Here is a 24,261-nt window from a genome sequence, read left to right on the forward strand (position 1 = left end):
GGACTGACGCCCGCCCCATTAGGCGAGGACGGGCGCGCTTCTTCTTCAGCAGGGGCCCTCGACCGCGTCGGCGATCTTATCCTCTTCGGATTCGGTGACCTCGACCCGCTGTTCGTCCTGGTCGTCGCGCTGCTCGTCGTAGCTCACGGTGGTGGATCTCCTGTTGCGGGTTCTCGCCCGCGCCCTTGCGGCGCGGGACGTCGGGCATGCCGGACGGCCGATGCGCACTGCACCGGCTCACTGAGCCTTTCGCCACCACACCGCAAAGAACCCGGCAACCGCACTCATCCACAGATCGGATGGCATCACGAAGGGCCGCACGCGATACGAAAAGGATCGGGCCGCGTAAGTCCTTCGAGTCGCGGACGGCGGTGCCGCGTTCACGGTCACACGGACCAGTTCATCCCTGTTGGTGAGTCGAGCCAGATTGTTTGGCCCTGCGGGGTTACGGTGATTCCGAAGCGGTCGGGACCTGGCCGGTCGGCCTCCAGCCACCATGAGTAGGCGGCTTCGAGTTCGTCCCAGAGTCGGCGCGTGCCGTGCTGCTTCACGACGTGCTCGCCATTACCGGGAGTGAATCCGGCCCAGGAACCGGATTCAAAGTGGGACAGTCGGAACGTCTCGGTTCCGTCCTCGTTGATGGTGCGTCCATCGGTGCAGCCTGGGAGCCGAAGGCCGATGGCGAATTTTGCGCCCCGGTTCCGGCCGTCGAGCACCTCGCGAGGATCCACCCGCGTGGTGGTCTCCTCGTAGTCGCCTTCTTCGTTGTCGCTCACCCAGGGGACGAACTTGGGTAGGGGTTGCTGGCGCAGGGGCATGAAGGAGAGGCCGCCGCCGAACCGGCCCGCGGCGGACCCGTCCGCGGAGACGTCGAGCACCAGCAGCCGACCACCCTCAACCAGGTCGTTGCGCCACGGCATGACCACCCGGCCGCCCGGCCTGGTCTGCTCCACCCACGCATAAGGGACGTCTCGGACGGCGGCCGTGGCGATGACGCGGTCGAACGGTGCGAAGGCAGGAACTCCCTGGGCTCCGTCACCCGTGACCACCTCAACCGGATACCCGGCCCCGATCAGCGCCGCGCGGGCCTGAGCAGCTACATCAGGGGCGACTTCTATGGAGACGACACGAGTTCCCGTGATCGCGCACATCACGGCCGCGTTGTAACCGGTGCCGGTGCCGATCTCCAAAACCCCCATGCTCTCGGCCAGCGCGAGGGCATCGATCATCTCTGCCATTACGGCGGGCGCGCTGCTGGAACTGGTGGGGACCGGCCACGGAGCGTCGCTCACCCGCGTGATGATCGCCTCATCCTCCGAAGCGACCAGCCGAGCCCACTCATCCGGTTCGTCCTGACGACGAAGGGGCGTCAACAGCCAATCGTCGCCACGTACCCAGATCTCGTCCGGAACGAAGATCTCCCGGGGAACGCCTCTGAGCGCCTCTCGTGAGTTCACTGCTTACCAGTTCCATTGCAGCCGGTGCACGTGACCTCCTGAGGCATTCCTCCGGACTTGCCGTCACCCCCTCCCGTCTTCACTCTCCCCGTGCCGTTGCACATACCGCACGCTACTTCCCTCTTGTGCTTGCCCATCTCTTTTGTCCTTCTCCCGCCGAACCTCGACGCCGAACCACAGAACAACGATAAGGCGTCGGCACTCTCGGAGAGGGGCCAACTAAAAAGGGCCGCCCGAAGGCAGCCCTTTCCTCGCTACGACGACCTTACCTCTCAGCAGATCGGATGGCATCGCGCAAGGCCACACGCGACACGACAAGGATCGGGCCGCGCGGGTCCTTCGAGTCTCGGATCGCCACATCGTCGTTCAACCCGGCCAGCTCAACGCAACTACCGCCGTCACTTCCACTACGGGTCGACTTACGCCATGTGAGGGGTCGCTTCATGTTGTCCACTTCTCTTCAATCGTGTGGGCGATCAGATCGGCGCTGAGGCTCGTCGGGAGGGCCTGCGTGGCGATCGCGTCGAATCGCTCTTTAAGTCTGTAGATGTCCTCGCGCGTGTCCATCATGATCCCACGGCCCGCCGAGTCAGCAAAAGCGATCTCCTCGCCGCCGGGCAGGGTCGCAATCATGAACTCCCCCTGATTGCCGGGATGACGTGCCCCGTTGGGTACGACCTGAATGCTAAGGCGATCGTTGCTGGCCCCAGCGAGGCAGTCGAGCTGTGATCGCATCACATCACGTCCGCCGACGTCGTACCAGAGGACGGTCTCTGGGAGAACGTAGATCAGGCGCGGAGGCACGGGGTCCGCCCGCGTAAGGATGGCCTGACGTGCCATGCGCGCGTCGATCGCTTGGCTGTCTCCGAAGAGAAGCGCACTTGCGTACGCCTCCATCTGGAGCAGGCCGTGTACAACGATCGGGCTGTAGACCTTGAGAGTTCCCGCCTCCTCCTCGACGGTGGGCCACTTGCGGAACCACTCCGGGAAGGCGTCCTTCTTGTTGCCGAAGAGGCCGTCGTGGAGGTGGGACAGGGCCTGCTTGGTGTCGAGGACGGCGTCGCAGTGCTCCGCGAAGGCGCGTTCGCAGTGGGATTCCGCGCGTTCCACCACGCCGATGAATGAGGGGCTGTAGGGGATCTTGGCGGCGAGTTGCTTGATGCTGTAATTCGCCAGGACGCGGTATCTGCGGACCTCTGAGCCGAACAGGTCGAGCGGGCTGTTCGAGGGCGTGAGGAGCTTTGGCGGCTGCGGCATTTGTGTCTCCCGATGACCAGTCGATGACCCATGACGACCAATGAGACCCGGCTAAGCCCCGGGTCCGGCTCATGGCGTGCCGAACACGTTAAACAGCATGGCACTTTGCGCGATGCTCGGCTAGAGGTCGATGGAAATGGAGGCCGGAATGTTCGAGACGATCGTTTTGACAGTTCCCCCCGAACCGGTCATAACGGAATGCATTTTCGCCACTCGTCCGGCAAATCGGGCGGGGCGATGAGCGCATTCACAAAGGGGGCGGTCCTGATGGGCGGGGAAGGCGAATGCGTCCTCCAACCCAATGCGGAGGCTCCGGGAAGGGCGCGACGATTCCTCTCCGCGCGGTTCGCCGAGTGGGGGCTCCTGGACGACGACGGGCGCCTCATCGTGTCTGAGCTGGTCACGAATGCTGTGCAGCATGGGGACGGGCCCGTTGCCGTGCACGTGTTCAAGGACGAGCGCGACGGCCTGCCGGTCATCGAGGTCAGGGACGGCGGCCTCGGGTGGCCGGTCGTCCAGCCGGAGAACCGCGCCGCGACCAGCGGGCGCGGGCTGACGCTGGTGGCCTGCCTCGCGTGCGACTGGGGTATCCGGCCGCTGCCGGACGGAGGAAAGGTCACGTGGGCGAAATGCGGGCTCTAGTCGTCCAAACCCAGCGCATTCTGCTGCGCTGGCGGACCCTCGGCGGCCACGAGACGGCGACGCAATACCTGGAGGACCTCGCCGACGAACTCGCGCCGCGCGGCTGGCGGTTCATGCGCTTCTACCGGCGGGACGAATTCCCGGTGCCCGTCCCCCTACTCTGGGTCTACGCGAGGGCGACGAAGGACATCGGAATGGTCGTCAACGTCCTCGCCGTCCCCGGCGGCGGCTGGGCGTACCACGAAGCCACCTGGGGACGCCACGGCTACCTGTGCCCCTGCGGGGACCCCGAGACCGCCGCCGTCCAGATCGACCGCGTTCTCAAGCACCGGCTTTTCCCGTCCACCTTCTGAGAAAAGCTCACTCGAATCTCATCCTCGCCCTATTGAGATCTAAGGTGATCTCGTTTGGCTGACCGCGGCCCCGTCCCCCACGAGGAGGCTCCCATGCACGAAGACGAGAAGGCAGTGGAGCGCCCAGGGCTGAGTCGCCGGGCCGCGTTGACCGCGATGGGCGGCGTCGGCCTGACGGTCGGTGCCGCTGCGGGCGGCGTCGTGCTCGTCGGTGGCGCCGATAGCGGAACCGCGACGCCCGCGTCCGCCGCGTCCGGCACGAAGCAGCCGTCGTGCGTGCTGTCGCCCGAGTCGATCGAAGGCCCGTACTACCTGGACTACGAGATGGTCCGGCGCAACGTCACCGAGGACCGGCCAGGAGTTCCGCTCATCCTGCGGACGACCGTCGTCGACTCCCGCACGTGCCGTCCCATCCCCAAGGCGGCCGTGGACATCTGGCACTGCGACGCGGGCGGCGTCTACTCCGGCTACGACGGCAACACCCTGCCCGGCGGAGGAGGGACGCCGCCCACCGGAACGCCGCCCACCGGCGCTCCGACCGGGCCGCCGCCCGGTGGTGGCGGTGGCATGCACCAGGAGCCGGTGAACGACCTGACGTTCCTGCGCGGCGTCCAACTCGCCAATGGGCACGGTGACGCCGAGTTCGCGACCGTCTACCCCGGCTGGTACCAGGGCCGCGCACTCCACATCCACGTGAAAGTCCACATCGGAGGCAAGGTCGACCCTAAGAAGCAGACCTACACGGGTGGCCATGTGAGCCACACCGGTCAGCTTTACTTCGCGGAAGACCTGGCGGAGAAGGTCGCCAAACTGTCCCCGTACAAGGACAACACTCTGGAACGCGTGAAGTTGGAGGACGACTTCATCTACCAGCAGGCCAACTCGGGCCTGCTGACGATCCGGCCGCTCCACAAGGGCCGGTTCGAGCGCGGGCTCCTCGCGACCATCACGCTGGGCGTCGATCCGACCGCCACCCCGCCTGCGAACTGATCGGCGGTCAATCCGAGGCTCGTTGAACCGGCACCTCCCGCAGGCCGGGAGGTGCCGGGAACCGCGTCCTGACAGGGAATTTCGAAGCCTCCGGCGGCTCCCTGGACAGCTTTCGGAGAGGTATGCAATTGTACACTGCAATTTCACACTGAGATCAGGGAGGCAGCCGGTGAAAGCCCGGAGAAGGAGACGCGCGGGCGCGGTCATCGCCGCGGCCGGGGTCGCCGTGGGAGCGGTGGTCGGCGGCGTTCCGCAGGCCGCCGTCGCGCAGGGAGTCCAATGGCAGGACTGCGCGGAGCCGGAGGCTCCGACCTTGCAGTGCGCGATGCTGGAGGTCCCGCTCGATCACGCCCGGCCGGACGGGCGGACGGTGAAGATCGCGATCAACCGGCTGCCCGCCACCGCGCCCGAAGATCAGCGGCAGGGGCCTGTACTGCTGAATCCGGGCGGGCCCGGCATCAGTGGGCTGTGGATGGCGTCGTACATCCCGTCGCAACTGCCGCCGGACGTCGCCGCCGCCTATGACTGGATCGGCTTCGACCTGCGCGGGTCGCAGCACAGCGAGCCGCGCATGTCCTGCGACCCGCACTATTTCGACGGGCCTCGTCCCGACTTCCAGGTCAGCCAGGGCACCACGGAGACCTGGCTCGCGAAGGCGGCGGGATACGTCCGGAACTGCACGGAGAAACACGCGGAACTGCTGCCGCACCTGTCGACGGTCGACCACGTCCGGGACATGGACGCGATCCGCCGCGCGCTCGGCGCCGAGAAGATCAACTTCTTCGGCTGGTCGTACGGGACGACGCTCGGCTCCACGTACGCGCAGCTCTACCCGTCGCGCGTCCGCCGGTTCGTCCTGGACAGCATCGTCGGGCCGTCCATCCCCTGGTACGACCACAACGTGCTGCAGGACCTCCAGCACGAGAAGCGGTTCAAGGCGTTCGCCGCCTGGGTCGCCAGGGCGGACGGCGTCTACCACCTCGGCACCGACCCGGACGACGTCGAGGACAAGTGGTACGCCATGCGCACCTCGCTCCGCGCGCACCCGGTCGGACGCATCGGCCCGGACGAGTTCGACGACACCCAGGTCGCGGGCGGCTACAACATCCTGCGCTGGCCTCGGCTCGCGACGGTCCTGTCCGCGTACACGAACTCGAAGGACACTGCTCCGCTCGTCACCGCCTATGAGCGGTACGCGGCGCCCGATCCGACGGACGACTCGTTCGACCTGTACAACGCCGTCCAATGCTCGGACAGCAAGTGGCCCCGCGACTTCCGCTTCTGGAAGAAGGACCAGGCGAAGGTCAACGAGAAGGCACCCTTCTACACCTACAACAACATGTGGTTCAACGCCGCCTGCCTGACGTGGCCGGTCAAGGCGGGGAACCGGACCCGCATCGACGGACGCGGCCTGCCGCCGATGCTGCTCTTCCAAGCGACGGACGACCCGGCGACGCCATACGAGGGCGGCGTCGACATGGCGCGGGCGCTGCCGGGCGCCCGGCTCGTCGTGGAGCGCGGCGGCGGCAGCCACGCGATCACGTTCGCGGGCAACCGGTGCCTGGACGACACCCTCGTCGCCTACCTGCGGGACGGCACGCTGCCCGCGAACCGCGGCCTCGTCGACCGCACCTGCGACAAGCTGCCGGATCCGGACCCGGTCTGGGTCGCCGCCGCCCCCGCGGTGGCCGCGACCCAGGGGGCCGAGCGACCGGACCCGGCGCCGCTCGTACGCTGATACCGCGGCGCGTCGTCCGGCGATCCGGCACGCCGGGCGGCGCGCCGCTCAGCCGCGGGCTTCAACCACGGCGGCGGACGCGGCCCCACGGCTTCGTCACCGCGAGGACGGTCGCCAGCGTCAGCGCCGTCAGCGACACGGCGGGCGGGTAGAACAGGTCGGAAACGCGGCCCGGATCGGGCGCACCACCTGCCGCCAGCGTCCGGCCGTAGTCGTCGACCTCGCCCATTCCCGGTTGCAGCGCCACCAGGATCAGGGAGCAGAGGATGAGGTTCAGCGTCAGCTTGATCGCCACCCACCAGTAGCGGAGCAGGCCCCATTTCGTGCCCAGCCCGAGCACGACTCCGCTGGCCAAGCAGACGAGCCCGCTGGTCAGCATCGGCCAGACCACGAACGTCGCCAGCGCCCGGTAGGCGAGCCCGCGGACGTCGCCGCTCCCGCCGTAACGTCCGGTCAGGACGAGCACGGCCACGATCACGTCGATCCCGATCCACGCCCCGGCGGACACGATGTGCACGATGAGCGTCGCCCGCCGCCAGCCTCGTCCGAGCGGGAGCCGAGCGGTCGGGCTCGGCGCGCGTACGGTCTGGGCTTCCTGTGCCGCCATGTCGTCACGTCCTTTCCGGTGCGTCCCGGAAAGACGATCCCGGTTCGCGGACGGAAAGACGTCCCGTGCGCGGCGACACCGGGGGTACGGCGAACGGCGCACAACACGGCGAAGCGCCTACGCCGCGCGGGGTACGCCGCCCGGTTACGGCACGGCGGACTGCTGCGTCAGGTACCGGGCGAACCACTGCGCGGCCAGGTCGGTGACCCGCTCCAGCGTGCCGGGCTCCTCGAACAGGTGGGACGCGCGCGGTACGACCTCCAACCGGTGGACGGCGCCCCGGAGCCGTCCCGCCGCCTCGTCGTTCAGCCGGAGCACCACTGGGTCGCGGGCGCCGACGATCAGCAGGACGGGCGCGGCGACCCGGCCGAGCGCGCCCCCGGCGAGGTCCGGGCGGCCGCCCCGGGACACAACCGCCGCGACCCGTCCGGGACGTTCCGCCGCCGCCGCGAGCGCCGCCGCCGCGCCGGTGCTCGCGCCGAACAGCCCGACCGGGCGGCCCGCCGTCGCGGGCGCGGCGGAGAGCCAGTCGATCGCCCCGGCGAGCCGCCTGGTCAGCAGCCCGATGTCGAAGCGCAGCTCGGCGGTGACGGCGTCGCGCTCGTCCTCCTCGGCGGTGAGGAGGTCGATGAGCAGCGTGCCGATCCCCGCCTCGTTGAGCCCGGCGGCGACGGCGCGGTTGCGCGGGCTGTGCCGCGAGCTGCCGCTGCCGTGCGCGAACAGCACCACGCCGCCGGGCTCGCCGCCGGGCAGGGCGAGGTCGCCCGGCAGCGTCGCGTCCGCCAGGTCGAGCGTCACGTCCGCGGTGTCCATAGGGCCGGGCTACCCCTCCCCCGCCCGCCCATGCCGGACGTCAACGCCGGACGGACGTCAACGCTGGACGGACGTCAACGCTGGACCGACGCGGGCGCGGGCTCCTCGCTGCGTTCCGGCCGCCGCACGGTGAAGAACCCGGCCAGCGCGGCGAGCGCCGCGACCAGCTCACCCGCCAGGCTGATCGTCTTGTCGCTGTACCAGGACGGGTCGTACATGCGCGGGATCGGGCCGATCCGTCCGAAGTCGACGGAGTAGTACAGCAGGACGGCCCCGGCCGCGCTCGCCGCGACGACGAACGCGATCGCGAACGTCCATTTCCGCGCCCAGACCAGGACGAGCACGGCCGCGACGGCTGCGGCGATCGCCTGGCCGTAGAACAGGTCGTCGCCGGGGATGGTGTCGCTCGGAGTGTGCGGGCCCGGCGCCATGTCCGGCGCGAACCGCCAGTGGACGACGGCGTCCGCCGCCAGGCCACCGGCCACGAGAAGTCTGAGAAGAATGCCCATGCCCATTGCACGGGCATACCCGTCCCACGGATCAACTCCGCCCAAGAAATGGCCGGATCAGGCGCGACGGTCAAGCGCGGCAGGTCAGGCGCGGCGGGCTGCGCGGGCGGCGCGGACTCGGCGGTGGCTCCAGATCAGCAGCGCGAAGAGGATGATGCCGGACAGGATGAGGCCCGATCCCGCGCTCCACCCCGAGAACGGCAGCTCGTCCACCAGCCCCCAGGCGACGCCCGCGCCCAGCAGCGCGAGGCCCGTCAGGATCGAGCCGGTGAGCTTCCACCAGGACGTGACGCTCTCCTCCGCCGCCTGGATCGCGCGATCCCGGACGGGTTCGACGTACTTGTCCACGGCCGGGAACTCGCGGGCGAGGATGAGCAGGCCCGCGAGCACCAGCAGCAGTCCCGGTCCGGGAAGGACGAGCAGCGCGACGCCGCCGAGCAGGACCAAGCCGCCGACGACGATCACCACGCCGCGTCTGGCATGCCTGACGTATCCCATGCTCCGCCTCCGTCCGGCGCGTCCCCGCGCGTGCTCGTCCAGCGCCCGTGCAGTAGCCACGCTAGATCGTCCAGCGGGATGCTCCTCGTACCTCCCCCGGTCGCGGGAAAAGAGTCGGCCTGTTCGCGGGTCAGCGCAACGCCGCCATCAGGGCGTCGCTCGGCGAGCACCAGACCTGGCGCGCCTCGCTGAACCCCTGGTCGCGGAGGGCGTCCGCGTGCCACCGCGTCGAGGTCGGACGGTCGCGGTTCGCGGCGGCGTGGCCGGGGGCGCGCGGGTCGCCGAAGATCTCGAAGCGGTGGCGCGCGGGCCCGGACAGGACGGGGTCGCCGGCCACCGCGTCCCACCAGCCCGCCCAGTCGAGCGCCCCGGCCGCCTGCTCGCGGTTCATGCGGGCCTCGTGGAACGCGGTCGCGGCGGCGTTCAGCCGGGGCGCGGACTCGTCGGTCATGTGGTCGGCGTTGAGGAAGACGCCGCCGTCCCGCAGCACGCCCGCGACCTGCCCGTACAGCGTCCGCAGCGGTTCGGCGTCGAACCAGTGCAGCGCGGTTGCCGTCACGACGGCGTCGTACGAAAAGTGCGGGAGCGCGTCCGTCCAGCCGGGGTCGGTGAGGTCGGCGGTGACGAACGCGACGCGCTCGTCGCCCGCGAAATGGCCCTCGGCGATGGCGAGCAGCGCCGGGTCGAGGTCGACGCCCGTGCTGCGCGCGCCGGGGAGCCGCCGCAGCAGCCGGTCGGTGATCGTGCCCGTCCCGCACGCCAGGTCGAGGACGGTCGGCTCCGGCCCCGCGACCGCCTCCACCGTCTCCAGCATCACCCGGAACCGCTCCTCGCGGTCGGGCATGTACCACTCCTGCATGGCGTCCCAGCGGTTCTGCCAGGACTGCCAGCCGGTCTCCGCGATCGTGTCGGTCACGTGTCCGTTCCCTTCAGTCGTTCCAGCTCGTGGCGGGACGCCTTCCCGCCGAGGTCGACCACCTTCCGCCGGTCGCCCGCCGCCGCGATCCGGCCGCCGTCGAGGACGACGACCCGCTCCGCGACGGCGGGCAGGAGGCGCAGGTCGTGCCCGATCCACAGCACGGACACGGCCCGCTCCCGGCGCATCCGCCCGATCTCCGCGAGGACGAGCCGGGTGGCGTCGTCGTCCAGCGCGGAGGTGATCTCGTCGCAGACCAGCACGTCGGGCCCGGCCAGCGCGGCGCGGGCGAAGGCGGCGCGCTGCAGCTCGCCGCCGGACAGCGCGGCGGGCGTCCGGCGCGCCGTCTCCGCCGGGACGCCGAGCCGGGAGAGAAGTTCCACCGCCTCCTCCGCCGCGTCGGCGCGGGACAGGCCGCGCAGCCGGACGGCCGTCCGGGCGACCTGGTCGAGCACGGTCCGCCGGTCGTCGAACGAGCCGCGGACCTCCTGCCACACGTACTGCACGCGGCGCTTCTGCGTCGCGTCGCGGCGGCGGTGCGGGGGCAGGTCGGCGCCGTCGAGCGCGATGCGTCCGACGCGGCGTTCGTGCAGGCCGGCCACGCAGCGGGCCAGCGTCGTCTTGCCGCTCCCGGACGTCCCGACGACCGCGACGCACTCCCCTTCCGCCAGGGAAAGGCCGACGTCATGGAGCACTTCGCCGCGCCGTCCGGGACGAAGCCACGCGGTGAGCCCGTCGACGGTCAGCCGGTGTTCCCCGGCGGCACTCCCCTCCCACGGCGGCGCCGGCCGGACGGGCAGCAGCTCAGCGGGCGCGCCCTGCCCGGCGACCCGTCCGTCCGCGAGGAGGACGACGTCCTCGGCCAGCGTCCGAACCAGGTCGTGGTCGTGGCTGAGCAGGAGGACGGCCATGCCGTCGCGGGCGAGCGCGGCGATCTGGTCGGCGACGCCCATCCGGGTGACGGCGTCGAGGCCGGTCCCGGGCTCGTCCAGGACGAGGGCGCGCGGCCCGCAGACCAGCGCCTGCGCGAGCGCGACGCGCTGCCGCTGCCCGCCGGAGAACTGGTGCGGGAAGCGGCGCGGCACGTCCCGCCCGGACGGCAGCCGCGCCTGGTCGAGCGCCGCCGCCGCGGCCTCTCCCCTCGCCGTTCCGGGACGGTGCAGCGCGGCCAGCTCGCGCAGGACGGCGCCCGTCCGGCGGGCCGGGTTCAGCGCGCTGCCGGGATGCTGCGGCATGTACGCGACCGTCCGTCCGCGCAGCGTCGCGGCCTCGCGGGTGACGCCCGTTTCGTCCACCACCGCGACGCCGCCGACCCGGACCGAGCCGCGCAGCCGGACGCCCGGCGCCGCCTCACCCAGCAGTGCCAGCGCCGTGGTCGTCTTGCCGCTGCCGGACGGCCCGACCAGCGCCGTCACGCCGCCCGCCGGGACGGTGAGGTCGACGCCGTCCAGCAGCGTGGAGCCGCCGGTCCGCGCCGTGAGCCCCCGGACCTCGATCATCGTCGGCTCCGCAGCAGCCGGTCGGACAGCAGGTTGAGCCCGACCGTGAACATGACGAGCAGCGCGGCGGGCGCGCCCACCGCCCACGGCTGGACGAGCAGCGCCTCCCGGCTCCCCGCGATCGTCACGCCCCAGTCGGGCGAGGTCGGTTCGAGGCCGAGGCCGAGGAAGTTCGCGGCGGCGACGGTGAACACGGCCATGCCGACGCGGGTGCCCGCGTCGGCGGCGGCGACCGGCAGGACGGCGCGTCCCACATAGCCGAACAGGACGCGGGCCCGCGACTCGCCCTGCATCCGCATCGCCTCCGCCACCGGACCGCTCGCCGCGTCGAGCGCCGCCGCCCGGACGAGCCGCGCTACCGCCGGGACGTTCAGCGCCCCGACCGCCAGCGCGATCGCCTCCGGATGCCCGCGCCAGCCGACGCCGACGACACTAATGACGAGCAGTGACGGAATCGGGAGCAGGATCTCGACCGGGCGCATGAGCAGCTCGTCCAGCCAGCGGTGCCGGGTCGAGGCGGCGGCGAGGCCGAGCGGGGCGCCCGCGAGGTAGCCGAGCGCGACGGCGCAGCACGCGACGCCGAGCGCGCTCGGACCGCCGCGCAGGAGCAGGCCGAGGACGTCGCGGCCGAGCCGGTCGGTGCCGAGCGGATGCCCGTCGCCGACGGTGTAGGGCGCGCCGTCCGGCGGGGTGACCGCGTCCGCGAGGAGCGGCCCCAGCACGGCGATCGCCAGCGGGACGGCGACCAGCAGCGCGGCCGTCGCCGTCCCGAACGAGGGGCGGCGCGCCAGGCCCGTCACCGGAGCACCTCCGTACGCGGCGCGAGCCGGTGGCTGACCAGGTCGGCCGCGACGTTGAACGCGAGCGCGACCGCCGCGAGCAGCAGCGTCAGCGCCTGGACGACCGGCACGTCGCGGCCCTGCACCGCGTCCACCAGCGCGGTCGCGCTGCCGGGGATCGCGAAGACCGCCTCGACGATCAGCACGCCGCCGAGGAGCTGGTCGCCCGTCCGCGCGAGTTCCTGGACGCCCGGCACCGCCGCGTTCGGCAGGACGTGCCGCAGCACCAGCCGTCCGCGCGGCACGCCGAGCCGCCGCGCCTGGACGACGTAGTCGGCGTGCAGCGCGGCGATCGTTCCGGCGCGGAACTGGCGGGCGAGCAGGCAGACCGTCCGGGCGAGGAGCACGGCGACCGGCAGGACGAGCAGGCCGGGCCGGGTCAGCAGGTCGGCCGCGCCCGCGTCCAGCCAGGTGGACGGGAACCAGCCGAGCCGCAGCGCGAACACCGCGACCGCGACGAGCGCCAGCACGAAGTCGGGCACGGAGTTCAGCGCGAGCATGACGGCGGACAGCGCGCGGTCCAGGCGGCCGCCCTCCCGCAGGCCCATGACCAGGCCGAGGACGAGCGAGAGCGGCACGAGGAGCACGGCGGTGACGCAGGCGAGCAGCGCGGTCGTCGCGAGCGAGCGGGCGACGATGCCGCCGACCGGCTCGCCGCCGATCAGCGACGTCCCGAGGTCGCCGGACAGCAGCGCCCCCGCCCAGTCGGCGAACCGGTCGGCGAGCGGACGGTCCAGCCCAAGCTGCGTCCTGAGCTGCGCGACCTGCTCCAGGCTCGCCTGCTCGTTGAACGCGACCTCGGCCGCGTCGCCCGGCAGCAGCGCGGTCAGCAGGAAGATCAGGATGGCCAGCGCCGCGAGCTGGACGACCGCGAGCGACACCCGCCGCAGGGCGTGCCGCGCCACCGGTCACCCGAGCCATACGGTGTCGAACCGCGCCCATTCGAGCGTGTTCGGCGGTGCGGGCTTGACGCCGTGCAGTTTTGTCGAAACTGCGTTCAGCCAGTCGGGGTGGCCCCAGAGGACGAGTCCGCCGGTGTCGCGGAGGTGGAGCTGGACGTCGCGGTAAAGCTCGGTGCGCTTCTTCTCGTCGGTCTCCGACTGCGCCTTGACGAACTGCTCGTCGAAGTCGGGACGGTGCCAGGCGGTGGCGTTCTGCGGGGAGTCGGAGAGGAACCGTTCGCTGAGATAGGTGGGAATGGGCATCGCGCCGCTGCGGTGGCTGCCGATCGTGCCCGTCTTCAGCATGTCGGTGAAATAGCTCTCGGGCGGCCCGGTCGTCACCTTGATGCGCAGGCCCGCCTCCGCGGCCTGCTCGGCGAACATGTGGGCCGAGTCGACGAACGTGTCCGCGATGGTGGCGGTGTAGAAGGTGATTTCCTTGTTCAGCGCTCCGGACTTGCGGAGCAGGCGGCGGGCCTCCTCGACGTCCCGTCCGCGCTGCGGGACGTTCTCCGGGTAGTACTCGAACCCTCTGCCGAAGATGTCGTTCCCGAGTTCGCCCTTTCCGCCGAGGACGGTGTTCACGAGTTTCTCGCGGTCGGCGAGCAGTTTCATCGCCATCGCCGCGTCCGGGTCGTCGAACGGCGGGCGGTCGGTCTTCAACGCGAATCCCTCGGCGCCGCTGCCCGGCGTCGCGACGATCCGCACCTTGGAATTGCCTCGGACGACGCGGGCGAACGTCGGCGACATCTCGTGCGCGTACTCGACCTCGCCCGCCTGGACGGCGTTCCCCCGCGCTTCGGTCTCGGCGGACAGGATGCGCAGTTCGTCCACGTGCGGCGGCCCGGCCCAGTGGTCGTCGAACCGGCGGGCGATGAACGTGCGTCCGGCGGTGAAGGAGCGAAACTGGAACGGTCCAGTGCCGACCGGACGGGACGGGTCGCGGTAGCCGCGCCGCACGACCGCCGTCCCGGTCATGGCGAGCAGCGACGGCAGCTCGGCATTCGGCCGCTTGAGGACCAGTTCGACGCCGCGTCCGCCCGAGATGGCGCGCGACCTGCGCAGATCGATGATCGACAGGGACGACTTCGCCTTGTGGTCGGCCGCGTCCGGGTCGAGGATGCGGGCCAGGCTGTAGAGGACGTCGTCCGCGTCCAGGCGGTGGCCGTCGTGGAACGCGGCGTCGCGCAGCTCGAAGCGCCAGACCGTGGCCTCGGCGTTCGTCTCCCAGCGCGTCGCCAGGCGCGGGACGGGGTGGAGCGTCCCGTTCAGCTCGACGAGCTTGTCGAACACGGCCTTGTGCCGGGCGATGTCGACGAACTGGCGCTGCGCGTGCGGGTCGAGCGTCTCCTTGGCGCCCGCGCCCGGGAACACGGCGCGGACCGTCCCGCCCTTGCGCGGACGCTTTGTTTCGCCGCCTTTCGCGCAGGAGCCGAGCAGCACCGCGCCTGCCGCACCGCCCGCCAGCCCGAGGAACCCACGCCGAGTGCTCTCGCCCCGCACGCCGTGCACCACCCTCCCCGTATGAGTCGCTTGTCGCATCTAATACGCAAATGCAAGTTAGTTGCAACACGGAGGTCAGCTGGTGAAGAGGTTCGTCCAGAAGCGCTGGCGCTCGGGGTCGGCGCCGAACAGGTAGGTGGCCTTGAGCTTGGGCGGCAGCAGCGGGGCCAGCCGCGCGGCGGTCTCCGCGTGTGCGCGGAGCTGCGACAACTCGGCGTTGGCGAGGACGCGGTGCACGACGTCGGTCGCGTCCGAGCCCTCCGGCCCGGCGGCGCGGAGCCGGGCCGTCCAGCCGTCGAGATCGGCGGCCAGCTCGCGCAGGCCGGTGACCTGGCGGAGGGCGAGCCGCGACTCCAGATCGGCGAGCGGAACGGGCGCGTACTCGCCGTCGCCCAGGTAGACCTTCGCGATGTCCAGGGGAAGGCCGCTGCCGTGGAGGCGGATCAGGCGCTCAAGGGTGCGCTTGGTCATCCATTGGCGGCCCTCGTCGTCGATGTCGTTCTTCCACCATTCGAGGACGGTCTCCGCCACCGGCCCGTACTGGGAGATGAGCCATTCGTTGGCGGGGATGTCGTCCGGCTCTATTTCCAGGGACGCGGTGAAGCGCGACGCCTGCGCGATGGTGTTGCGTGAGACGAGGAGCTTGCGGCCGAGGTGGTAGGGCGGGTTCTGCAAGGCGATCTGGGCGCGCAGGCCCTTGATGCGGCGTCCCGCCAGGGACCATTCCTGCGTCACCTCCATGAGGCGCGCGAAGGTGGACTTGTCCTTGGGACGGTTGTACTCGTCCCAGACGATGGCCTTGTCTCCGGGCTCCAGGAATGGCGCGGAGAGGAGGTTGTCGAGGGCGCCGTCCAGGGTCGGGACGGGCGCGCACAGGTCTTCGACATTGGTTACGGGGAGCGAGAAATAGAGCGGGTCGATGCCCAGTTCGTCGCGGACGACCTCCTTGACCACCTCCGTCTTGCCGCATCCGGGCGGGCCTTGGACGAGCACCGCCCAGCGGCGTTCGATGGCCGTCCTTACCAGCCGGCGGACGGCGTCTGGAATGTGCGGCGGGTTCGGCACGTCGGCGCCCGCGCGGCGCAGTTCGGCGGCTACGCGTCCGAGGATGTCGGGGGCCTGGTCTTCGCCGGGTTTGCCGTCCGGGGTCGGGACGGCGAGGGGCAGCCGGTGGCCGTCCACCAGCGGCAGGCCCCAAGCCAGCGGGAATCCGGCGAGGCCGCAGTCGATGACGTGCTCCAGCGTGCGCGGCGACAGCGCTCGGCGCAACTCGGCGGGTAGCGACGCCCATATTCGGAACACGCCGGTCAGGTCCACGCCCCGGAATTTGCGGGACAGTGCGGCCCGCCACGCGGTGTCGGCCGCCGTGACCCGGAGCGTCGCCATTCTGTCCAGAATGGCGAGGTCGGTGCGGCGGGCGGCGGTCTCGGTCAGCGACTCGTTGTCGGTGAGGAAAACGCCGATGCAGCCGAGTTCGCGCAGGTCGTGTTCGCCGAGTGTCCAGTCGCAGGCGATCTGCATGAGCTGCGACTGGAGCGTCGTCCCGGCCTGGAGCGAGTCGTCGATCAGCAGGACGAATGGCTTTCCGGGCTTGAGTTGCCGCATGATGAGCTGTTTCAGGACCAGCTCGCCGTTGTTCTGGCGGACGGGCGCGTTGACGAGCAGGTCGTCCGGGGTGAGGTTCGCGGCGGGGACGTAGACGAGCGCCGTGTCCTCGCGGCGGCGCCGGACATGGCTGAAGAACGTGGACGTCTTCCCGATTCCGTGCTCGCCGAAGACCTGCCCGGTGATGCCCAGGTCGATCATGGTGTCGATGAAGCGGGCGAGGCGCGGCCCGTCCGGCATGCTCATGCGATCAAGTACACCGGTACGGGACGTCGGGGATCACCCGATTTAATGGCCCCCATGCGCGACGACGAGGTGGGGATCTGCTTGCGCGTCCTGAAGGAAATGGCGGACGCGCCCGAGGGTGATCCCGACCTGGAGCGGGTGCGGATGGCGGTCAGCGCGTTCGGAAAGCGGGTCCGGGAGCGCGACCGGGCGGCTGCCCGGCGGCGGCGCGCCGCCGAGGACGCGACGATTCTGGCGGGTCAGCCGGTGGACCGGGTTGATTCCGTTTCGTTGGTCGAGGTCGTGCCGTCGAGGACGCCGTCTGGTGGGCTCCGCTCCTGCTACGTGTGCAAGGCGCATTTCGGTGAGGTGGACGCCTTTTACCACCGGCTGTGCCCGCCGTGCGCGGCGGAACATCGCCGTCACCGGAACGCGCGCACCGATCTGACGGGACGCCGCGCCATCGTCACCGGTGGCCGAATCCGCGCCGGTTTCGAGCTGGTGCTGAAAATGCTGCGGGACGGCGCGGCCGTGACCGCGTTGACGCGCTTCCCGGCAGACGCGCAGCGGCGGTTCGCGGAAGTGCCCGACCGCGACGAGTGGCATGATCAGCTCACCATTACCGGGATGGATCTGCGGGACGTCCCGGCGGTCGTCCGGTGGTGCGATTCGCTGGTGGCGGAGGGCGGGCCGTTGGACATTCTGGTGAACCTCGCGGCGCAGACGCTCCGCCATCCGCCCGAGTCGTACGCGCCGCTGCTGGCGGGCGAGGGCCTGGCCGCGCTTCCCGCACCCGCGCTGCCGGTGGCCGTGGGCGCGGTGGACGTCGCGGGCCTGCTGCCCGACCCGTCCCCGGTCAATTCCTGGACGCGCCTGGTGCACGAGGTCGATCCGGTGGAATTGCTGGAGGCGCAGCTCATCAATGTGACGGCGCCTTTCCTGCTGGTGGGACGACTGCGCCCGTTGCTGGAACTTTCGCAGCATCCGCGTCGGTACGTGGTGAACGTGTCGGCCGTTGAAGGGCAGTTCGACCGCGTCTACAAGGGCGCCGAGCACCCGCACACGAATATGGCGAAGGCGGCGCTGAACATGTTGACGCGGACGGCGGCGTCCGAACTCGCGTCGCACGGCGTTTACATGACGAGCGTCGATCCGGGCTGGTTCACCGACCAGCAGCCGGAACCGGACAAGGCACGGCGTGCCGCCGCCGGTTTCCGTCCGCCGCTGGACGCCGTCGACGCCGCCGCTCGGGTCTACGACCCGATCGTGCGTGGAGAAAGCGACGGGAATCCGCCGCACGGCTGCCTGTTGAAGGATTTCGAGGTCGTCAACTGGTGACGGCTCCGGCGGTCGCGAACAGTTCGGGGAGGGTGCCGACGAAACCGTCCTCCAGCAGTTTGAGCGCCACCAGCCAGGCTTCGGGACGTCCGCCGATGTGCCTATCGATGTGCTCGGCGAGACGGCGCAGCACCCGCGGGTCGGGAAGGCCCTTGTTCGGGGCCAGCAGTTCGTCTGGTTGAGCCACGGCGAGCACTTCGTCGGCTGTGACGCGCGGGCGGTCGCGGAACAGTTTCAGGGCTTCTGGGCCGTAGGCGAGTTCGGGATTCCAATGGTTCGGGACGCCCGGCTCGCGCAGGCGGCGGGTACGGCCGTGGCCGGTCTCCTCCAGGAACGGCGGGGACAGTTCGATATCGCCGTCCCTGTGGAGTAGCGCCCTGACCTGGGCGGTTCCGCGGATTCCGGGGAGCCAGAGCGAGTCGGCGACCGTCCGCAGCACCTCTTCCGGGACGGTCTCGACCACGAAGGCGGCGTCGATCGTCCCGGCGACGAAACCGTTTCCGACGACCTTGAGGAGGACGTCCGCGCCTGGACGCGCGCCCTGCCCGCAGAGATCCCGGAGCACTTCGGGCGCGGGGTCGCTGATGAAGACGGCCAGCTCGGGATATTCGGCGACGACCCTCCGGATCAGCGCGAGCGGCACGTCGGTCCGCTTCACGATGAACCGCGCCGCCCTTGCCGGGATGGGGCTTTGGTCGGCGCACACCGCGTCCCAGTCGACGCGCGGAATGCACGGATGACGCCGATTCACCACCGTGCGAACGAGCGGCTGCGCGTCCTGCCAAGGCTCGCAACCGCCCGCGTCCGCGATCTCGGCCACCGACTGCAGGAATTCAGGACGCCGCACCCGTCCCGACAGTTCCCGCAGCCGTTCCCGCCCCTCCCCGCTTTGCAATGCGGCCTGCGCATAGGCGAGCACACTCGGTTCCGATTCGCCGGGCCCCCATCGGAACGCGGGAAGGCGCGCATCGTCGACGAGCTGCCGCACTTCATGCGCGCGGCCGGAATCGAGAAGTGTCAGGCAGGCCCAGACTGCGCCATGCGGATCGGCGCCCGCTCCGAGAAATCGCAGTGCACTTCCCGCCAGCTCAGGATCGGCCGCGTAAAGCAGCGCGTGATCGAGAGCTCCGCCGTGCAGAGGGAACAGGTCGTCCCGGAACGACGCCGGCAGCGGGACGGGCGTGACGCCGTCCCGGCGCGAGGTCTGCCGCGCGAGCTGGCGGCGCAGGTTGCGCGGGATCCCGGCGAGGGCGCTCTCCGCGGTCAGCAGGGTCGCGTTGACCTCGGGATCGTCCAGGTCGAGGAGGCGTCCGAGCAGGGACGGCGGGTCCCCGACCAGCAGGGCGTGCTGGATCAGCAGGTCGAGGTCGGCCGTCCGGCCGCGCCTCAGCAGCGCCTCGATCACGACCCGGTTGGGCATCCCGTGACTTGCCGTCGCATGCCTGACCCGGCTGTCCGAGAGGTGCCCGAGCAGTTCATCGACCTCGCCGGGCGTCGCGAACCGCAGCAGTCCCGCCGTGCAGCGGGCGATATTGCGGGCGCGAACGGTCTTCCAGGACCTGCGTTGGGGGGCCATGAGCCATGACCGTAGCGACTCACGCGGGCCGGACGCGATGACACGCCATCGGCGGATCCCGCCGCTCCGGCCATTCGTCCCCACCGGGTGTGATCAGCCAGATCCATTTCTCCGGCTCCGCCGGGCGGATCGGGTCGGCATATCCGTCGGTGACCACGATGACAGCGTCCGGGGATTGGTCCTTCGTTTCGACATGCCGCTGGATGGCGCCGAAGTCCGTCCCGCCGCCGCCGTACATGGGCTCCCCGGGCCGGAACGGGTTCACCGCCGCGTCGAAGGAAAGCCATTCCGTCTCGACCCCGTCGATGCGTCCGACGAGCCCGCTCAGCCAGTCGACGACGCCCGCCGGAATAGAACCGGACGTGTCCAGCGCGATGACCAGCGTCTTCACCCGCTCCGGGCCGCGCCGCGCGAGCATCGGCTCATGCCCGAGCGCGGCGAGCACCGCCCCGCGCTTCTTCGGATAGACGAGCCGCTCGCCCTCCCGGAGTTTCGACGCGAGAACGTCCACGAGCCAGCGCTGCCACCATTCCACCCGCCGCGTCGACTGCGTGACCCCGCGCAGCGCGTGCGCCCCGAGGTCACCCCAGATCCGGTCGACGCCCTCGCCCCCGCCTTCCGTTCTCCGCAGCAGTTCGAGCAGCTCCTCTTTAGCCGCCCGGTCGCCCCGCCGCGCCGCGATGAGCACGCTCCGCAGGACGTCGTTCCCGATCCTCTCCACAGTCTCCTGGTCGAGAACGTCAACGAGAACATGGACACACACCGCGTCCCCAGCCCTCGGCGGCCGACGCATCCTCCGCAATTCCCGGTAGACGCTCATGTCGGTCTCGATCCATTCCTCGAACCGAACCGGATCGAGCCCTTGACCACGCAGATCCTCGACATAGCCGCCGTAGACCTTCGACGGCGAGATCCCGACCGGTCTCCCGTCCACCTCGGGCAGCCCGCCGCCCAGCCGCATCAGCGCGACATGGTTCACGGTGACCTCGCACGCCACCGTGAAAACCGGATCGCTCCGCAGGTCGGCATCGGCGAACAGATGCCGCTGAACGAGATGCCGCGCCTCATGGAACAGCACGAACCTGACACCCTCGGCCCCAATGGCCACGAAGAACTCGGGGTTGTAGAGAAGCAGGCATGCCCCGTCCCCAGACGCGACCACGGCCGCGGTCTCCAGGGCCGTCGTAGGAATCTGGTGATGGCATTTGCTGTAAAGCCATGACGCGATGGCGCTGTGGCTCATCCCCATTTCCAGCAGCGCCCGCTCTTTCAGCCGCCGCGCCGCCTCGACCACACCGTCATCGGCGGGCCGCCACGCCTCCAGCGCCCGCCGATCACCCAGTTCGACGACCGGTGCCCTCATCCGGCGTCCGTCCCCGAAGGCCATGGGTCAGACCGGATACCGCAGGGCCTCGTCGACCTCCGTACTGCTCGGATCTGCGATCACCTGCGGCTTGGGCGGAACCTCCTGCCCGGCCACCAACTCGTCCAATGGGGTCCGCGGCGGCAGCGTCCGCCACCGGTCGCCTTCATGCCGATCATCGCTCATGCCCCCATCATGCATCCCCCGCCCCCATTCCGCACGGCCGATTTCCCAGCCCTCAGCACCGCCTTAGCGCCGCCGCCAACACAGGATCCTCACCCGGATTGAGCCGCAGCCATTCACCCGCCGAAGGAACCTTCACGCCATGCCGCCCGAGGCATTTCTGAAACGCGCTCCCCGCCACCACGGGAATCCGAGCGGCCTCCCCCGCACCCAGAAGCGAGGCACATCCCTCGATCGCCGTCCGCATCTGCTCGTCCTTGTCGCCGTCCCGCTCGTCCTCGGGCAACCGGATCCCCTTGCCCTGCAAGCACCCTCGGAACCCGACCTCAGCCGCCTGCGCAGGCGAAGGCGCAGCAGGTGGCACGGCCCCAGAGGCGGGCTCCTCGCCCCCACCGCCGCACCCGGCCAGAAAGCCCCCGACGACCAGCAGGACAACGCCGCCACCGACTCGCATCCCCATATTTGATCATGAAACCACACCCGCGGGAACCCCGTCCCCACAACGCGAATAGAATTCCCGAACCCACGAGGGAGAGCCCACATGAGCAACGACCAGAACCGAAAGCCGCTCCCCTACAACGCGAAGGGCCTGCGCGGGAAGCTCGCCCACGTCCTCGTAGACGAACCCACCGACGAAACCGACTGGCCCGCCGACCTCCCACCCGGAACCAAAACCGTAATCATCCTCGACGACGAGCCAAACCCCCACCACACCCTAAGAGTCCACCCACCAAACGACCCCGCCCACACAGCCCTAGTCGTATACGACCAACTAGCACTAGCCGAAACCCCGCCCCCGAAAGGAATGGACCCCCGCCGCATAGCCCTCAACCGACGCCACAGCATAGAAATGGGCCAACTCTTCACGGAATTCCTAGGAACCCACCCAGACGTAGAATCCGAACTCCACAATGGTCAAATGACCGAGCCCCAAGAAGAAGCCTGGACGACCTACAGCGCCACCCTCCTCCACCGCCACCAATCCGAACGCGCCGCCCTAGCCGACCACCTAGAAGCCGAACAAAACCAACCCGAAACGTAGCCGCCAGGTGTCCGGCAGCACAGGTCAGAGTTCGGGCAGGTGCGGAGCCTCAAGGATTTGACGGGCAGTCGTCCAGATGTCCTCGAACTCGGCCTTGGTGAGCGGCATTGGGTTGTGGCCCTCCCATTGGCTGACGGGCAGTCCTGCCGTCTCTCCGTAGGTTGCGGCGTAGGCGGCGTAGGTGCCGCCTTCACGGGCTTGCAGCGCTTCGGCCAGCGAGGCGGCGGCGATCGGCGTGCGGTCGATGCCTTGCAATTCGACCTGCCGGGTCACCCAGTCGTCGGCGCCGACCTCGAAGTAGAACCAGATGTCGTCTTCATCCCAGTAGCTTCGGAACCACCGCAACTGGCACCCACCCCACACTGCCGGAAGCCTCGTTCAGATGCCGATCATTGTTGCGTGGATATGGTCGTCCAAGTCGGCCACGAAGGACTCGCGTCGCCATGGCCGCAGTTCCAGACGTGCGTGCCGCAACCGCTGAGCCGCCACCCGGCCCTTCGTGGCCGCGACGAGGTCCACGCACTCGTGCAGTTGCTCGGCCGCGGCCTCCGGAGCGCCGGGGCCGGACGTGCGCAGCCGCGCGACCGCGCGATCTGTCAGGACGATCGCGCGCTGAACCCGCTCTCGCGGGCTCGCCAATTCCTCGGCGGACTTCGCCAACCGGCGTTCGGCGGCCTCCGCCTCTCCGAGGAAGATTTCGCACACGCCCTCGAAGCCGCGTAGCCGGACCTTGCTGAACGACGCCGCCATCGGGTCGCCGACCGTATCGACCTCCAAATCGTGCCATGCCTCGTACAGCGCCGTACGGGCACGACGCGCCTGAGGGAATTCCCCACGGGCCGCCATCTCCGCTTGCAGGGCGTGCGCCCGCGCTCGCATGAGGACGCTGTCACCACGGCGGGCGTCCTGAACAGCGGCGGCGGCGATTCGACGGGCGCGGCCGATATCGCCGGTGGAGTAATACACGACCATGGTCTGGCTTGAACGGATCAGAGCCCGCCGCGCGAGGTCGGTCTCCTCGACTGCGGCCACGGCCTCCTCGTACAAGTTCAATGCGGCAGCATCATCGCCCGTCTCGAATGCCAGACGGGCAGCCAGGGCGAACGCGCGTGCGGCGACCGCCCGGAGCCGCGAGCGCAACGCGGCAGGCGGATCGCTCATCAGCAGAAGGCGGCACACGTCCACCAGGGCCGCTTGGGCGAGATGGAGCCGCACGAACGGTATCGCGCCGATCTGCGCGTCCACCGCCTCACTCGTCTCGGCAAGCGCTTCGAGAACCGAGAGGCTCAATGACGCCTTTCCAGCGAGGACGCCCGCCATGTCGGCCCGCATCGTCGGCCCTAAGAAGGCCAACAAATTCGTGCCCATGTCGGTGACGGCGATCGCAACCGATGCGGTCAACTCGTCAATCCGCTGGGACGGCATGCCGAGGAGGGCCAGCGCTTCCAGTAGCTCACGAAAGTCCGAGCCGCCGCCGAGCGCCGTCAATCCGGCGGGCGTTCGCGCATAGGTGTGAGCGAGAAGGATCTGGTACTGCTCATCGGGGACGCTGGCCGCCGACTCCCAGCGCGCGATCGTCCGGCGGATGCTGGCCGTCTGCGCGCTGTCGATGCGCGTGATGCGCAACACGCGGGCCTGCGAACGCAATTGCTCGGCCAACTCCGTCCACGACCAGCCACGGGTGATCCGTAAACGCCGAAGGATGCGGGCTCCGGCCTTGCGTTGTCCGTCCACCCTGGCAGTACATCACCGGAATCCTAAACCGGCATTATCAATCGCGGTTTGTGCTGGTTTGCCGCGTAATCAATGGTGTACCAGGTGCCGCTGGACGTCGTGCCTTTCAACGGGAAGCCGATGACGAACCCGCTGCGGTCGACCATCCAGCGATTGCGCGTGAAATAGCCCTCAGTGTTCAGTGAGCCACCGAGCTCGACCAACTCAGCGAGACGACCGCCGGCGCGGACGCCCGCGACCGCGTCCTGAGCGTCCTTCGGCTGTTCAGTGAGCCTGCCCGGAGCGATGACCACGAGTTCGGCCTCCGTCTCGTCCGCAAGCCAACGCAGCGCGAGCGAGTCGATGCCGGACGCGCCCCCGAGATGAAAGCGAACGCCAGGCCGCGCGAACGGCCGGACATACTCATCGAAAACAGCCCGATACTCGCGCAACACGCGATGACCGGTTGAGCGCGTACCGGTGATCGTCACAGCCTGCGGCATTCCCCGTCCTCGTGTCACCAGATGTCATCTCGCCTCTCGGCGACAAGCCCAGTTCACTCGATCACGTCGAAGGACTCACCAAGCCACTTACCGCACAGCCGACTCCGAACCGGCCGGTGAGCGCCCGTCACCTGAAATAAACGGCCCCGGA

Annotated in this window: 26 protein-coding genes; 6 read left to right on the forward strand and 20 right to left on the reverse strand. The window is 69.9% G+C overall.

Annotated features, from left to right (window positions below):
* Positions 1 to 386: 386 nt before the first annotated feature.
* The 3 genes from FXF65_RS01080 to FXF65_RS01090 form a co-directional block, all read right to left on the reverse strand.
* The gene (locus FXF65_RS01080; protein WP_148347625.1) at positions 387 to 1,457 is read right to left on the reverse strand and encodes a methyltransferase domain-containing protein; all 1,071 of its coding nucleotides are present in this window, start codon (positions 1,455 to 1,457) and stop codon (positions 387 to 389) included.
* Positions 1,458 to 1,722: 265 nt separating this feature from the next.
* Positions 1,723 to 1,902: a DUF397 domain-containing protein gene (locus FXF65_RS01085; RefSeq protein WP_148347626.1), complete on the reverse strand. Its 180-nt coding sequence runs from the start codon at positions 1,900 to 1,902 to the stop codon at positions 1,723 to 1,725.
* Positions 1,899 to 2,714, reverse strand: a complete 816-nt coding sequence (locus FXF65_RS01090) for a helix-turn-helix domain-containing protein (RefSeq protein ID WP_148347627.1) — start codon at positions 2,712 to 2,714, stop codon at positions 1,899 to 1,901. The genes FXF65_RS01085 and FXF65_RS01090 overlap by 4 nt, the downstream gene beginning before the upstream one ends.
* Before the next feature lie 237 nt (positions 2,715 to 2,951).
* On the opposite strand from FXF65_RS01090, the gene FXF65_RS01095 reads away from it, so the two are divergent.
* From FXF65_RS01095 to FXF65_RS01110, 4 genes are all read left to right on the forward strand, one after another.
* Entirely contained in the window at positions 2,952 to 3,356 is a 405-nt protein-coding gene (locus FXF65_RS01095) for an ATP-binding protein (RefSeq protein WP_187412010.1), read from the forward strand.
* Positions 3,335 to 3,709, forward strand: coding sequence for a hypothetical protein (locus FXF65_RS01100; RefSeq protein WP_148347629.1), 375 nt, complete (start codon positions 3,335 to 3,337; stop codon positions 3,707 to 3,709). Before FXF65_RS01095 ends, FXF65_RS01100 begins: the two co-directional genes overlap by 22 nt.
* A gap of 93 nt (positions 3,710 to 3,802) precedes the next feature.
* A complete protein-coding gene (locus tag FXF65_RS01105) occupies positions 3,803 to 4,699 on the forward strand; it encodes an intradiol ring-cleavage dioxygenase (protein WP_222868301.1) in 897 nt (298 codons plus the stop codon).
* A gap of 169 nt (positions 4,700 to 4,868) precedes the next feature.
* Positions 4,869 to 6,437 (forward strand): alpha/beta hydrolase, encoded by a 1,569-nt coding sequence (locus tag FXF65_RS01110; RefSeq protein ID WP_222868302.1) that lies wholly within the window; start codon positions 4,869 to 4,871, stop codon positions 6,435 to 6,437.
* 61 nt (positions 6,438 to 6,498) lie between these two features.
* On the opposite strand, the gene FXF65_RS01115 is transcribed toward FXF65_RS01110, so the two are convergent.
* From FXF65_RS01115 to FXF65_RS01160, 10 genes are all read right to left on the reverse strand, one after another.
* Positions 6,499 to 7,044 carry a hypothetical protein gene (locus FXF65_RS01115; protein WP_222868303.1) on the reverse strand — a complete coding sequence of 182 codons (546 nt, stop codon included), beginning with the start codon at positions 7,042 to 7,044 and terminating at the stop codon, positions 6,499 to 6,501.
* Positions 7,045 to 7,188: 144 nt separating this feature from the next.
* Positions 7,189 to 7,857 carry a dienelactone hydrolase family protein gene (locus FXF65_RS01120; protein ID WP_148347630.1) on the reverse strand — a complete coding sequence of 223 codons (669 nt, stop codon included), beginning with the start codon at positions 7,855 to 7,857 and terminating at the stop codon, positions 7,189 to 7,191.
* A gap of 74 nt (positions 7,858 to 7,931) precedes the next feature.
* On the reverse strand, positions 7,932 to 8,342 hold the full coding sequence (locus FXF65_RS01125) for a hypothetical protein (protein ID WP_148347631.1): 411 nt from the start codon (positions 8,340 to 8,342) through the stop codon (positions 7,932 to 7,934).
* 108 nt (positions 8,343 to 8,450) lie between these two features.
* Positions 8,451 to 8,924, reverse strand: coding sequence for a PGPGW domain-containing protein (locus FXF65_RS01130; protein ID WP_222868304.1), 474 nt, complete (start codon positions 8,922 to 8,924; stop codon positions 8,451 to 8,453).
* 70 nt (positions 8,925 to 8,994) lie between these two features.
* Positions 8,995 to 9,780 carry a class I SAM-dependent methyltransferase gene (locus FXF65_RS01135; RefSeq protein WP_222868305.1) on the reverse strand — a complete coding sequence of 262 codons (786 nt, stop codon included), beginning with the start codon at positions 9,778 to 9,780 and terminating at the stop codon, positions 8,995 to 8,997.
* Entirely contained in the window at positions 9,777 to 11,279 is a 1,503-nt protein-coding gene (locus tag FXF65_RS01140; protein WP_148347632.1) for an ABC transporter ATP-binding protein, read from the reverse strand. Before FXF65_RS01140 ends, FXF65_RS01135 begins: the two co-directional genes overlap by 4 nt.
* Positions 11,276 to 12,079, reverse strand: a complete 804-nt coding sequence (locus FXF65_RS01145) for an ABC transporter permease (RefSeq protein WP_148347633.1) — start codon at positions 12,077 to 12,079, stop codon at positions 11,276 to 11,278. Before FXF65_RS01145 ends, FXF65_RS01140 begins: the two co-directional genes overlap by 4 nt.
* The gene (locus FXF65_RS01150; RefSeq protein ID WP_148347634.1) at positions 12,076 to 13,023 is read right to left on the reverse strand and encodes an ABC transporter permease; all 948 of its coding nucleotides are present in this window, start codon (positions 13,021 to 13,023) and stop codon (positions 12,076 to 12,078) included. The genes FXF65_RS01145 and FXF65_RS01150 overlap by 4 nt, the downstream gene beginning before the upstream one ends.
* Positions 13,024 to 13,026: 3 nt before the next feature.
* On the reverse strand, positions 13,027 to 14,571 hold the full coding sequence (locus tag FXF65_RS01155) for an ABC transporter substrate-binding protein (protein WP_246198288.1): 1,545 nt from the start codon (positions 14,569 to 14,571) through the stop codon (positions 13,027 to 13,029).
* Positions 14,572 to 14,637: 66 nt separating this feature from the next.
* Positions 14,638 to 16,413 carry an AAA family ATPase gene (locus tag FXF65_RS01160; RefSeq protein ID WP_148347636.1) on the reverse strand — a complete coding sequence of 592 codons (1,776 nt, stop codon included), beginning with the start codon at positions 16,411 to 16,413 and terminating at the stop codon, positions 14,638 to 14,640.
* On the opposite strand from FXF65_RS01160, the gene FXF65_RS01165 reads away from it, so the two are divergent.
* On the forward strand, positions 16,327 to 17,730 hold the full coding sequence (locus FXF65_RS01165) for an SDR family NAD(P)-dependent oxidoreductase (RefSeq protein ID WP_246198289.1): 1,404 nt from the start codon (positions 16,327 to 16,329) through the stop codon (positions 17,728 to 17,730). The genes FXF65_RS01160 and FXF65_RS01165 overlap by 87 nt on opposite strands.
* Here FXF65_RS01165 and FXF65_RS01170 read toward each other — a convergent pair.
* From FXF65_RS01170 to FXF65_RS01180, 4 genes are read right to left on the reverse strand one after another with little or no spacing between them, the layout of a single operon-like run.
* A complete protein-coding gene (locus tag FXF65_RS01170) occupies positions 17,720 to 19,306 on the reverse strand; it encodes a hypothetical protein (RefSeq protein ID WP_148347637.1) in 1,587 nt (528 codons plus the stop codon). The two genes, FXF65_RS01165 and FXF65_RS01170, sit on opposite strands and share 11 nt — an antisense overlap.
* A gap of 19 nt (positions 19,307 to 19,325) precedes the next feature.
* Positions 19,326 to 20,669: a DUF2201 family putative metallopeptidase gene (locus FXF65_RS01175; protein WP_246198290.1), complete on the reverse strand. Its 1,344-nt coding sequence runs from the start codon at positions 20,667 to 20,669 to the stop codon at positions 19,326 to 19,328.
* Positions 20,670 to 20,696: 27 nt separating this feature from the next.
* Positions 20,697 to 20,855 (reverse strand): hypothetical protein, encoded by a 159-nt coding sequence (locus tag FXF65_RS43405; protein WP_187412013.1) that lies wholly within the window; start codon positions 20,853 to 20,855, stop codon positions 20,697 to 20,699.
* Positions 20,856 to 20,907: 52 nt separating this feature from the next.
* Complete coding sequence (locus FXF65_RS01180) at positions 20,908 to 21,138, reverse strand: hypothetical protein (protein WP_148347639.1); 231 nt, start codon at positions 21,136 to 21,138, stop codon at positions 20,908 to 20,910.
* A 255-nt stretch (positions 21,139 to 21,393) separates the two neighbouring features.
* On the opposite strand from FXF65_RS01180, the gene FXF65_RS01185 reads away from it, so the two are divergent.
* Positions 21,394 to 21,894: a DUF7161 family protein gene (locus tag FXF65_RS01185; RefSeq protein ID WP_148347640.1), complete on the forward strand. Its 501-nt coding sequence runs from the start codon at positions 21,394 to 21,396 to the stop codon at positions 21,892 to 21,894.
* A gap of 24 nt (positions 21,895 to 21,918) precedes the next feature.
* Here the strand turns inward: FXF65_RS01185 and FXF65_RS01190 are convergent, their stop codons facing one another.
* Genes FXF65_RS01190 through FXF65_RS01200 form a run of 3 tightly spaced genes read right to left on the reverse strand, consistent with a single transcriptional unit; the run spans position 21,919 to position 24,110 of the window.
* The gene (locus tag FXF65_RS01190; RefSeq protein WP_148347641.1) at positions 21,919 to 22,239 is read right to left on the reverse strand and encodes a hypothetical protein; all 321 of its coding nucleotides are present in this window, start codon (positions 22,237 to 22,239) and stop codon (positions 21,919 to 21,921) included.
* Between the two features lie 33 nt (positions 22,240 to 22,272).
* Positions 22,273 to 23,628 (reverse strand): NsdA family TPR-like regulatory protein, encoded by a 1,356-nt coding sequence (locus tag FXF65_RS01195; RefSeq protein WP_148347642.1) that lies wholly within the window; start codon positions 23,626 to 23,628, stop codon positions 22,273 to 22,275.
* 23 nt (positions 23,629 to 23,651) lie between these two features.
* Positions 23,652 to 24,110 carry a DNA-processing protein DprA gene (locus tag FXF65_RS01200; RefSeq protein WP_148347643.1) on the reverse strand — a complete coding sequence of 153 codons (459 nt, stop codon included), beginning with the start codon at positions 24,108 to 24,110 and terminating at the stop codon, positions 23,652 to 23,654.
* Between the last annotated feature and the right edge of the window lie 151 nt (positions 24,111 to 24,261).

The sequence above is a fragment of the Actinomadura syzygii genome (genome assembly GCF_008085905.1).
Taxonomy (GTDB): Bacteria; Actinomycetota; Actinomycetes; order Streptosporangiales; family Streptosporangiaceae; genus Spirillospora; species Spirillospora syzygii.

What these genes read in the sequence shown, in the direction of transcription:
- FXF65_RS01085 (WP_148347626.1), bottom strand. Translation starts at nt 1,902, where the DNA reads ATGAAGCGACCCCTCACATGGCGTAAGTCGACCCGTAGTGGAAGTGAC.
- FXF65_RS01090 (WP_148347627.1), bottom strand. Translation starts at nt 2,714, where the DNA reads ATGCCGCAGCCGCCAAAGCTCCTCACGCCCTCGAACAGCCCGCTCGAC.
- FXF65_RS01095 (WP_187412010.1), top strand. Translation starts at nt 2,952, where the DNA reads ATGAGCGCATTCACAAAGGGGGCGGTCCTGATGGGCGGGGAAGGCGAA.
- FXF65_RS01105 (WP_222868301.1), top strand. Translation starts at nt 3,803, where the DNA reads ATGCACGAAGACGAGAAGGCAGTGGAGCGCCCAGGGCTGAGTCGCCGG.
- FXF65_RS01115 (WP_222868303.1), bottom strand. Translation starts at nt 7,044, where the DNA reads ATGGCGGCACAGGAAGCCCAGACCGTACGCGCGCCGAGCCCGACCGCT.
- FXF65_RS01120 (WP_148347630.1), bottom strand. Translation starts at nt 7,857, where the DNA reads ATGGACACCGCGGACGTGACGCTCGACCTGGCGGACGCGACGCTGCCG.
- FXF65_RS01140 (WP_148347632.1), bottom strand. Translation starts at nt 11,279, where the DNA reads ATGATCGAGGTCCGGGGGCTCACGGCGCGGACCGGCGGCTCCACGCTG.
- FXF65_RS01160 (WP_148347636.1), bottom strand. Translation starts at nt 16,413, where the DNA reads ATGAGCATGCCGGACGGGCCGCGCCTCGCCCGCTTCATCGACACCATG.
- FXF65_RS01170 (WP_148347637.1), bottom strand. Translation starts at nt 19,306, where the DNA reads ATGGCCCCCCAACGCAGGTCCTGGAAGACCGTTCGCGCCCGCAATATC.
- FXF65_RS01175 (WP_246198290.1), bottom strand. Translation starts at nt 20,669, where the DNA reads ATGAGGGCACCGGTCGTCGAACTGGGTGATCGGCGGGCGCTGGAGGCG.
- FXF65_RS43405 (WP_187412013.1), bottom strand. Translation starts at nt 20,855, where the DNA reads ATGAGCGATGATCGGCATGAAGGCGACCGGTGGCGGACGCTGCCGCCG.
- FXF65_RS01185 (WP_148347640.1), top strand. Translation starts at nt 21,394, where the DNA reads ATGAGCAACGACCAGAACCGAAAGCCGCTCCCCTACAACGCGAAGGGC.
- FXF65_RS01200 (WP_148347643.1), bottom strand. Translation starts at nt 24,110, where the DNA reads ATGCCGCAGGCTGTGACGATCACCGGTACGCGCTCAACCGGTCATCGC.